This is a genomic window from Psychrobacter sp. H7-1, assembly GCF_904846585.1.
Classification (GTDB): Bacteria; Pseudomonadota; Gammaproteobacteria; order Pseudomonadales; family Moraxellaceae; genus Psychrobacter; species Psychrobacter raelei.
In genome coordinates this window covers 1-9,940 of the sequence record NZ_CAJHBH010000062.1, presented here as the reverse complement: position 1 = coordinate 9,940, position 9,940 = coordinate 1, and the positions used below count along the sequence as shown (strand labels likewise).

The 9,940-nt window shown below is 45.4% G+C and carries 9 protein-coding genes; 4 read left to right on the top strand and 5 right to left on the bottom strand.

What is annotated here, in order from left to right; all coding sequences use genetic code 11:
- Positions 1-41 precede the first annotated feature (41 nt).
- From JMX92_RS12660 to JMX92_RS12650, 3 genes are all read left to right on the top strand, one after another.
- The gene (locus JMX92_RS12660) at positions 42-503 is read left to right on the top strand and encodes a TonB-dependent receptor (RefSeq protein ID WP_227675378.1); all 462 of its coding nucleotides are present in this window, start codon (positions 42-44) and stop codon (positions 501-503) included.
- A 316-nt stretch (positions 504-819) separates the two neighbouring features.
- A complete protein-coding gene (locus JMX92_RS12655; RefSeq protein ID WP_201546005.1) occupies positions 820-1,740 on the top strand; it encodes a DMT family transporter in 921 nt (306 codons plus the stop codon).
- 322 nt (positions 1,741-2,062) lie between these two features.
- Positions 2,063-3,697, top strand: a complete 1,635-nt coding sequence (locus JMX92_RS12650; protein ID WP_201546009.1) for a flavin-containing monooxygenase — start codon at positions 2,063-2,065, stop codon at positions 3,695-3,697.
- Positions 3,698-3,798: 101 nt separating this feature from the next.
- Here JMX92_RS12650 and JMX92_RS12645 read toward each other — a convergent pair whose 3' ends face one another.
- From JMX92_RS12645 to JMX92_RS12630, 4 genes are all read right to left on the bottom strand, one after another.
- Complete coding sequence (locus tag JMX92_RS12645; protein WP_011961554.1) at positions 3,799-3,957, bottom strand: hypothetical protein; 159 nt, start codon at positions 3,955-3,957, stop codon at positions 3,799-3,801.
- 305 nt (positions 3,958-4,262) lie between these two features.
- Positions 4,263-4,796 (bottom strand): DUF2058 domain-containing protein, encoded by a 534-nt coding sequence (locus tag JMX92_RS12640; RefSeq protein WP_011961555.1) that lies wholly within the window; start codon positions 4,794-4,796, stop codon positions 4,263-4,265.
- 123 nt (positions 4,797-4,919) lie between these two features.
- Positions 4,920-5,750: an arylamine N-acetyltransferase family protein gene (locus JMX92_RS12635; RefSeq protein WP_201546003.1), complete on the bottom strand. Its 831-nt coding sequence runs from the start codon at positions 5,748-5,750 to the stop codon at positions 4,920-4,922.
- Positions 5,751-5,896: 146 nt separating this feature from the next.
- Positions 5,897-6,991: a PTS transporter subunit IIC gene (locus tag JMX92_RS12630; protein ID WP_201546001.1), complete on the bottom strand. Its 1,095-nt coding sequence runs from the start codon at positions 6,989-6,991 to the stop codon at positions 5,897-5,899.
- A gap of 272 nt (positions 6,992-7,263) precedes the next feature.
- On the opposite strand from JMX92_RS12630, the gene JMX92_RS12625 reads away from it, so the two are divergent.
- Positions 7,264-7,848, top strand: a complete 585-nt coding sequence (locus JMX92_RS12625) for an O-acetyl-ADP-ribose deacetylase (protein ID WP_227675376.1) — start codon at positions 7,264-7,266, stop codon at positions 7,846-7,848.
- 31 nt (positions 7,849-7,879) lie between these two features.
- On the opposite strand, the gene JMX92_RS12620 is transcribed toward JMX92_RS12625, so the two are convergent.
- Positions 7,880-9,304, bottom strand: a complete 1,425-nt coding sequence (locus tag JMX92_RS12620) for an FAD-binding oxidoreductase (RefSeq protein WP_011961559.1) — start codon at positions 9,302-9,304, stop codon at positions 7,880-7,882.
- Between the last annotated feature and the right edge of the window lie 636 nt (positions 9,305-9,940).

The window sequence follows — 9,940 nt, the reverse complement described above, 5'->3', positions numbered from 1 at the left end:
GATGAGCAGGCGTAGTCGGGCTCTGGGATTGCGCTCAGTCTTTGAGTGTTTGCCAAAGTCATGGTCTTCTAGGTTATGTATTAGTATGGTCATCAGTAGACTATACTATATATTTTGGGTTTGGTATTAGTATTGGCGGCTTTTCAGATATTGCCATTATCGAGCTAAAAGACAAACAACTCGGCAGTAAGTATGCACCAAGACTGGCTGCGCCTAGAGTCGGCGGCGATATTACTGCTCAGTTCAATCAATTTGATGTGGTGTTGTCAGGCTATCACCGTTATAAACAAGATAAGGTGGCAGACTTTGAGCACACCACACCCAGCTATAATATGCTAGATGCCAAAGTGACTTATCACAGTACCGGCCCGCAAGATTACACCGCATTCTTACAAGTCTCTAACCTATTAAATGACTTGGCCTACAATCACAGCTCCTATCTTGTTGAGCATATGCCGCTGGCAGAACGCTCTTTTAATGCTGGCATCACTTACCGCTTCTAAGTTCACCCTTGGCACAAAAAAAGTGCCTCAGTTGAATGAACTGAGGCACTTTTTTACGGGTTACTTATTTGTAGACACTGTTATCATGGAGTGTCATCGCCGCCATTATGAGCCCGCGTTTGCTGCTTTTTTTGCTTGGCGATCTGCATCACTTAGGTTGCTCTTGGCTTGATGGTTAGAGCGATGAGACTGTTTTAGAGCCTGAATTTGGCTATATTTTGTTAATCCCATATCCATGACCCACAAGCCGGCCTATAATAGCAAGTTTTCTGCTGTTTTATACAGCTGTCTAATTTAGATGGCCATAGGATTTTTTGTGAGCAAACGTGACCTCATAACCTTTATTACCCTGGCCTTCATGTGGTCGTTGTCTTTTATCTTTTACCGCATTGGGGTGCCTGAATTTGGCTCAGTTGCCTTTGCCAGTATTCGCTTGGAGCTGGCGGGGATAACCATGCTTTTATTTGTGCTACTAAACCCAAAAAACCGTCAAGGCATTTTGGCTAACTGGAAGCTACTGACCATTATCGGCTTATGCTCTACTGCCATTCCATTCGTGCTGTTCGGCTATGCCGCAAAATCGGTTAATGCCGGTGTACTGGCGGTATTAAACGCCTCTGTCCCGATGATGAGTGGGGTAATGGCCAGCCTGTTCTTCAATGATAAACTGTCAAAAAAACAAATACTGGGACTTGTCATTGGGGTCATTGGCGTGTTTATTTTGATGAGTGAAAATTTCTTGGCGATGATGCACAGCAGTGGCGGCGATCATAGCAGCTTACAGTCCCAATTGTGGCCCATGGGCTTTGCGCTGTTTGCCTGTATTGGCTATGCCACCGGCGCCAACCTCACCCGTAACTATCTAGAGCACATCTCTCCCATCGCCATTACGGCCGGCACCTTGATTACGGCCAGTATTGTGATGCTACCGGTCGCTATTTATAATTTCCCCTATCATCACTCTATTAGCACCAAAGCTTGGGGTTCGGTGATTTGTATTGGTATTTTATCCACTGCGATTGCACTGATATTTATGAATCAGTTGATCAAAAGTATTGGTCCAGTACGCGCCACCAGCATCACCTTGGTCATCCCCATTTTTGCCATTATTTTTGGCTATATATTACTCGGTGAATCACTTGATATCTTTGCCATTGTGGGCTCGGTGGTAATTTTATTCGGCACTTATCTGTCATTAAACCTATCTGTTAAAAAACTGGCCGAACCTCAAGTCTAAACACCTAAAAAAAGCGCCTGATTGCTCGCTCAAGGCGCTTTTTTTATGGGTATACTGTCAGGGGGTTATAGCACAGCTTTTTGTCATGGCCATCTTTGGGCATGATATCAACTGCTGATCGATAAATATCCGCTCTCAACAAAGGATGGCTGATGGCCTGAGTGGCGGTGTGTTAAGCTACAGTTACCTCAGTACCTGTCTTTACCCCAGTTTAACTCAAGGATGATTTATGCCCATTTTCTCTCCTATTAAGCGCTTAATACCTGTTCTAACTGCATCAAATACTGCAGCTGACAGCGCTGTCCCTTTGGGATTAGCTTCAATGCGGACACAGTATTTACCGCAATTGCCAACACTACCCAACTTACCCAAACGCGCCGCCGCTTCGGCACGCAGACTGCTGCCGGTGCTACCCTTTAATAAAAAGCCTGATCTTGAGGTTTTAATTATAGGCGCAGGCGTATCCGGCATTGCAACAGCCAGTCATCTACAGCGCGACAAGCTACTTAGCCCACTGATTACACACAAAAAAGTCGCCATTGTGGAGAAGCGAGCCGCCATTGGGGGTACTTGGGATTTATTTAAGTACCCTGGCATTCGCTCAGACTCTGACATGACCACTTTTGGTTTTGCTCACCGCCCCTGGCTGGGCAAAAAGACCTTGGCGGATGCCGCTTCAATTAAGCGCTATATTGAAGACACTGCTACAGAAGAAAACTTACAGCCTTTGATACAGTTTAATACCGAAGTGAGTGCATTAAACTGGTCAAGCCGGCACCAATACTGGCAGGCTCAGCTCACCGACGTCACTACAGGGCAAACCCGCCATATCACTGCCCGCTTTGTCATTGGCGCCACGGGCTATTATGACTATGACGCAGGTTATCAGCCTGTTTTTAAGGGACAGCAAGCGTTTAACGGTAAAATCGTACACCCACAGCTGTGGGATGAGACCATTGATTATGACAATAAACGGGTGGTGGTCATTGGCAGTGGGGCCACTGCGGTGACGTTGGTACCCGCGCTACTAAGTCGAGACGCTTATTTGGCTTCTGCTTCACCTGCCAAGCCACAAGTTGCGGCGCAGGTCATTATGCTGCAGCGTTCACCCACTTATATCGCCAGCATCCCAAGTGAAGATCCAAGCTATGTTCTACTCACCGAGCGATTTAAATTACCGCCCAATGCTGCCTATGGCCTAGTTCGAGGGCGTAACATACTACTGCAGCAAAGCCTATATAGATTATCTCGAATGGCGCCCAAACTCTTAAAAACCATCCTCACCCAGCGTAATAAATATGCACTTAAAGGCAGCGGTGTGGCATTAAACCACTTCGTGCCTGATTATAATCCGTGGGATGAGCGTCTATGCGCTGTACCAGATGGTGATTTATTTAAAGCGATGCATACAGGTCATGCTGATGTGGTGACAGACCATATTGATCACTTTACTAAGGACGGTATACAGCTGGCTTCTGGTCGTCACTTGCCTGCAGATATTATTATCACCGCCACAGGCCTCAAGCTGCAAATGCTTGGCGGCGCTAAACTTACTATAGATGGCAAAGCTCTTGATGTCAGTGCGCGCATGAGTTACAAAGCGGTGCTGCTAGAGGGCGTTCCTAATATGGCTGTGTTGTTCGGCTACACCAATGCCTCTTGGACACTCAAAATTGACCTCGCTGCGGCCTATCTGACCCGATTGTTACGCCACATGCATCATTACGGCTATAAAAGCGTCATCCCCGATGCGGTAGCTACCGATGGTGAACAGGCCAGCCGACTGCCAGATACAGTCATGGGCTCACTGCGCGCCGGCTACATTCAGCGGGCCCAAAATACCCTACCCAAGCAAGGCGACCGGTATCCTTGGTATGTGACTAATAACTATCTAAGCGACCGTATGATGCTCAAGCAGCACCGCGTTCATGATAAATGGCTTCGCTTTGGCCGTTAAGCTGTTGCCATTACTTTACGCTTAGCGCCACGATCGGCAGGTAATAAAAAAATAGGACAGCTTTCGCTATCCTATTTTTTTTAATAAACCATTAATGGCGCTTATTTTTTCTTAGCTTTTTTGTCTTTCTTAGCTTTTTCTTTCTTTTTTTGGTCTTTTAGCTTATCTAACTCTTTGACCTTTTTCTCTACTTTTTTCTTAGCTTTTTTGATGTCTTTTTTCAGTTCTTGTTTTAGCGCTTTAATATCAGATTTAGACATGATGGCTTCCTTATATTTATTTTATAAATCTATCATTAAATATCTTATGTTTAACCTATCAGGTAATGTTTTACCTAAAGTTATTATTTACCGCAGCAACCAGAGCCTTAACATCCGCTAGGTTGAGAACGATAAATAATGACTTATATCGATAGTATCAAATTAGATTTTTAAAACAAGAGACTACTGTATTTAGAATGTAATATTAAATTGCACTACCTAATTACTGTAATCGCTTTAAATAAAAAAACCTCACACCATTCTTGTCTGCCTCCAACGCCAAACCATGAATGCTAATGACTGATTTACCACATCAAATCATCAGGGATAACATAAGCGGCATACGGATCATCTTCAGCAGGCTCATCTTGCGCCTTGTCATTAGACTCAACAATAAACCCTTCTAGCTTCTCATTAATACGATCGGCTAACGGACGTGGCAACAATGCATACCCCTCCTCTAAGCGGGCAATACTGACATGACCGGCAACAATCTGATCAAACAGCTTTTGGGTGATGTGCATCTTTTTGATTTTGCTGTCATCAACAAAGCGGTATTCGATATCACCTTGAGTGTCTGTAATCTGGTGCTGATGAATCATCTGTACGATATTAGCTCTTAAGGTTTTCTCTTCTAGTGCTTGCTGTCTTTGCTGATTTAGAGCTTGGTCTTTTTTGAGCTTTTCGGCCTGTGCTTGTGCCACTGATTGTTTGATTTCTGCATCGGGGGCATTGCCAGTACGCTTGGCATGTTCAGCTTGTTTGGTTAGCTTTTTGGCTTTTTTGGTATCCACCAACCCTGCTTTTAAGAGTTGGGCTTGTAAGGCATTTTTGGCCATGTTGATATCCTTTGTGCTTCAAATAGGTTCGCGCTTTCAAATAAAAAGGCATAAAAAAGACAGGGTACAAGTTTTATATCACCCTGTCATCATTTTCATCGCTTGACTTAGCGCCTAACTGGATCAGTGCTCAGCTTTGTGTTGTACATAACTCTCAAATACTTGGGCTAACTCATCTCGGCTATAGTTTACATTGAGCTCATTTTGCATAATATCAATAAAGTGCTCAAGCTTGGTAATGGTCACCTGCTCGGTATGATCTGCATAAATCTTAAAATAATCAGTGTTCCTGAGCGAATAAATTACATCCTCGCCATAGCAGGAGACAACCAAGTTATTACGCCATATGCCCTCAGGATTCATATAACAATAAAAATTACCCACTTCAAAGTCTGCATCGATATTCTCAATCAAATCAAAGGCAGTGGCATTGTAAGGCTCATTTTTTTCCATTAATTGCATGGTATACACGTTTTTGTCTGCATCTACAGGCAACACGTTGTATTCAATACCTAAATGACTCAGCGTCGGCTCGGTGTCACCTATTTTGATAACCACCGTCGGGCTTCGAAATCCAACACCCACATCCACCAAATACTGCTCACCTTGATAGTACAAGACAGTCACACGATGCGTCATAGGAATGGTAGGTGGGGATTGGTTGTTCACCACTCGGGCAAGATGCTGAGTCACCTCAAAGCCTTTGGCCTTAAGCACCTCATACATAAGCTTATTATGCTCAAAGCAGTAACCGGCTCTTTTATTGACCACTAGATTGTTATATACAGACTCTAAATCAATGGGCACTGACTCACCAAGTAAAATCTTGGGATTACCAAAGGCATAAGTTTGTAAATGGGCTTTTGCCAGCGTTGAGATATCCTCTAAGCTTTTGATATCTTGGTTAATATTGAGTGTGTCCAGATAATTTTTAACAATTTGTTCGGTATCCACATTGATCTCCTAGTCTAGTATAGGCCTGCCTCTAACCAGCTCTTTTTGACCCCAGCCAAATAGCTGTCTTTATATGGCTGCGGTTAAATAAAGCGTTACTCGATTTTATGCTAACAAAGCGCTGCGTAATTAACGGTAACGATTGGTTAGGGTAATGTCATATCTCCTGGCGCTATCCAGCCCATTCGGCGCATCCACCACGCCACTAGCCCAGCGATTAGTGCGGGTAACACGAACATCAACAGCACAATTGCCAGCCAAATATTGCTGAGCGTTAGACTACCTGCTGATGCCTCAAGCACCCCAAATACACCCACAAAACCCGCGGTCCCCATACCAGCACCACTGGCGGTACTCATAAGTCCAAACCCAGTAGTTGCTATGGGTCCGACAACGGCACTGGCAATCACAACTGGCAGCAAAATAATTGGTTTTTTGAAGATATTGGGAATTTGCAGCATACTGGTGCCAAGCCCTTGGGCAATGACGCCGCTGATGCCGTTGTCTTTGTAGCTTGCCACCGCAAAGCCAATCATATGCGCCGCACAGCCGACTACCGCTGCACCGCCTGCCAGACCATCTAGCCCAATAGCAATACAAATGGCGGCACTCGAGGTCGGCATGGTCAGCAGCAGGCCCACCACCACAGCGATGACCACGCCCATCATAAATGGCTGCAACTGCGTGGCCAGCGCAATGCCGTCACCAATACTGTTGACCACACTGACCACAGGTGGATTAAGCCAAGCGCACACGGCCAACGCTACCAGTCCTACTGCCCAAGGCACTAAGATAATATCAAGCTTGGTCTTACCTTGTACCCAGCTGCCGGCACGGTAGGCAAAGACAGTGGCCAAATAAGCGCCGATCGGATTGCCTGGTACGGCCAAAAAGGTAGCAGGCGCCCCCGCTTGCGGCGTGAATAATTGACCGGCCATTAACGCCTCAGAATGAGCGCCCATCATGCCAGCCACCAAGCAAGCAAGCACCACCAACGTCGGCGCCTTGAGATAATAAGCAATACCCACACCAATGCCTGCCCCCATCAAGATAGAGGCCAACTTGCCCAAATCCATCAGCAGTGGCATCTCTAACGCCATGCCCACTTGGGAGAAAATAAGCCCCGCAATTAAGGTGACAAACAGCCCTAACGCCATACCAGTAAAGGCATCAATAAAATATTTATTAAAAAAGTCACGCACAAAGACAGGTAAAACATGAGCAGAGGCCGATGAGGTCATAACGTCATTCCTAGGGCAGCAAAAATAGAGTCAAAAAGCAGTCGTCACAAGAGCAAGCACAAACGCATTATATAGAGCGTTTACAAACACAGCACGGTTTGATACGGGGTTATTCTAGCGGTTTTTAGAAGCAGCCGCTTTAATAAGTAAAGGCCAAAATGGACAGTCTTATACAAAATAGGCTCAACCTAGAAAATTAATAGACCGCTTATCAATTATCATTAATCAGATAAAAACGCTTTTCTTCACTATCTTTAATGTAGGAGTTAACTATGAATGCCCCCGCTATCTTATTTCAAAAACAAGTTTATACCAAAGATGATCACAATCATGAGCACCCAGTGACCCTAACCCTTATTCAAGCAGATATTACGACATTGAAAGTCGATGCCATTGTCAATGCTGCCAATTCAAGCTTGCTCGGTGGTGGCGGGGTTGATGGCGCCATTCACCGCGCTGCAGGGCCTGAGCTTGTCGCCTATTGCCGTACCTTGAATGGCTGCGCAACTGGAGAGGCCAAAATCAGCCCAGGCTTTAAGCTACCGGCCCAGTATGTCATTCATACCGTAGGCCCTGTTTGGCATGGCGGTAATCAAGGTGAGCCTGAGCTGCTTGCCAGCTGCTATCGTAATAGCTTAGCGCTTGCACAGCAGCATGATATCAAAAGTATTGCTTTTCCGGCCATTAGTACCGGTGTCTATGGCTACCCTATCGAGCAGGCCACAGACATTGCCATTAATAGCGTGATAGACAGTATCCAGCAAGCTTCGGTATCACAGCTTGTGATTACAGAGGTGATTTATTGCTGTTTTTCAGCCGCCGATGCCGCTGTCTATAAGCAGCAACTGAATTTATAGGCACAAGCAGTCTTACGTCTTAAAGCTGGGCTTACGGCCAAATCTTGCCTGGGTTTAAGATATTATTCGGGTCAAGTGCGTGCTTAATGGCTTGCATCATCCCTACGGCATCGCCATGTTCATACGCCATATATTTGCGCTTGCCTTGCCCAATACCATGCTCCCCAGTACAGGTGCCATCCATGTCGATGGCACGTTTTGCCAGACGACCAACCAAGTCTTCAGCCGTCTGCACCTCATCAGGATTGTCGGTGTCAACGAGCAACAATACATGGAAGTTACCATCGCCTACGTGACCGACAATAGGGCCAATCATGCCAGCCTCCTTAATATCTTTGGCCGTCTCGCTGACGCATTCGGCCAGCCTTGAGATGGGCACACAGGCATCGGTTGATAAGGCTTGAGCCTCTGGGCGTAACGCACGGCTGGCAGGATAGGCGTTGTGACGCGCGTGCCACAGCTTTTTGCGTGCCTCTTCATCACTGTCCCACGCAAAGTCTGAGCCGCCACACTCCTCCACAATATCATTAAAGATCTGTGCCTGCTCTTGCACGCCAGCTGTACTACCATGAAACTCCACAAATAAGGTCGGCATCTCTTTTAGCGTGAGGTTAGAGTATTGATTGCAGGCTTTGACCTGCAAGGTATCTAACAGCTCAATACGGGCAATAGGCAAGCACATTTGAATGGTCATCATGGTCGCCTCACACGCCGCTTCCACAGTGGGAAAATGACAAATTCCGCTGCCGATACATTCTGTGATGCCAAAAAGCTTTAGAGTAATCTCAGTGACCACACCTAACGTACCCTCTGAGCCAATCATCAAGCGGGTTAAGTCATAGCCTGCGGCTGACTTTTTGGCACGCGAGCCTGTCTTGATAACTTTACCCTCTGCTGTCACTACCTCTAATGCCAATACCACATCTTTCATGGTGCCGTAGCGCACCGCATTGGTGCCTGATGCGCGAGTGGCGACCATACCACCGATAGTGGCATTAGCCCCGGGATCAATCGGGAAGAATAGTCCTGTATCACGCAAATAGTGATTGAGCTGCTCACGGGTTACCCCAGGCTGTACCGTTACCGTTAAGTCCTCACTATTGACCTGCAAAATCTCATTCATCTCACTCATATCAATACACAGACCGCCATAAGGGGCATTTAGCTGCCCCTCTAAGGAGGAGCCAATACCAAAGGCAATCACTGGCATGTTGTGAGTATTACAAATCGCGACAGCTTGAGCGACTTCTTGCTTATCACGGGCCACAAGCACCGCATCAGCCGGCTGGCTCTCGAGCCACGTCATGGTATGTGCGTGCTGCTGACGGGTGGTTAGATTGGTACTAAGCCTGTCACCAAATTGTGCTTTTAGCTCAGCTATCGCCTTACTGTGATCTTTTGTCGGTCTAGAGCTTGGTGCAGATGGTATTGCATCAGAGGGTACTGTGGTGGTCATATCATATTCCTTTGCTAAAAAGCTGATGGTGTCATACTCGCTATATTTAAGATAAATTTATCACTTTTATAAGGATTCAGTCCATGAAATTTAGTGTACAACTGTGCATTAGTGTTTGTATTATATAAGCTTTTTTACAAACTTATTTATAATTTATTTTAGTAACAATGTTGACTATCATTATTAAGTTTTCTAGAATGAAGTAATTGTTGAAACAGTTTTTAATGATTTAAGCTATAAATACATAATAATTGTTTTAATAAATGAACGCTTAGCAGGGCCGTCTGCATGGAAGTTGACCGCTCACTCTGTTTTGGTCTTTACAAATAACTCAGTACCTTAGCGTTATGAGGTGCTAGTGGAGACTAAGCACTATATAGGTAGCTTCAGCTATTTATTAAATTGGCGGCAAAGCCCACTCCTACATTATATTTACAAGGACGTATTATGAACAAACCCCTCTCTTTTGCCTGTGCAGTAGCTGCACCTATACTATTTAGCCATTCAGCTATAGTCAATCCAAAATAAAATTGGTACAACCCATATCATGAAACAGTTTAGGTAAATTATTCTCCATCCACCCTTGGCGCAAAAACTTCGCCTGTGCCCATTTTTTCTCAATAGGGTTTAAATCGG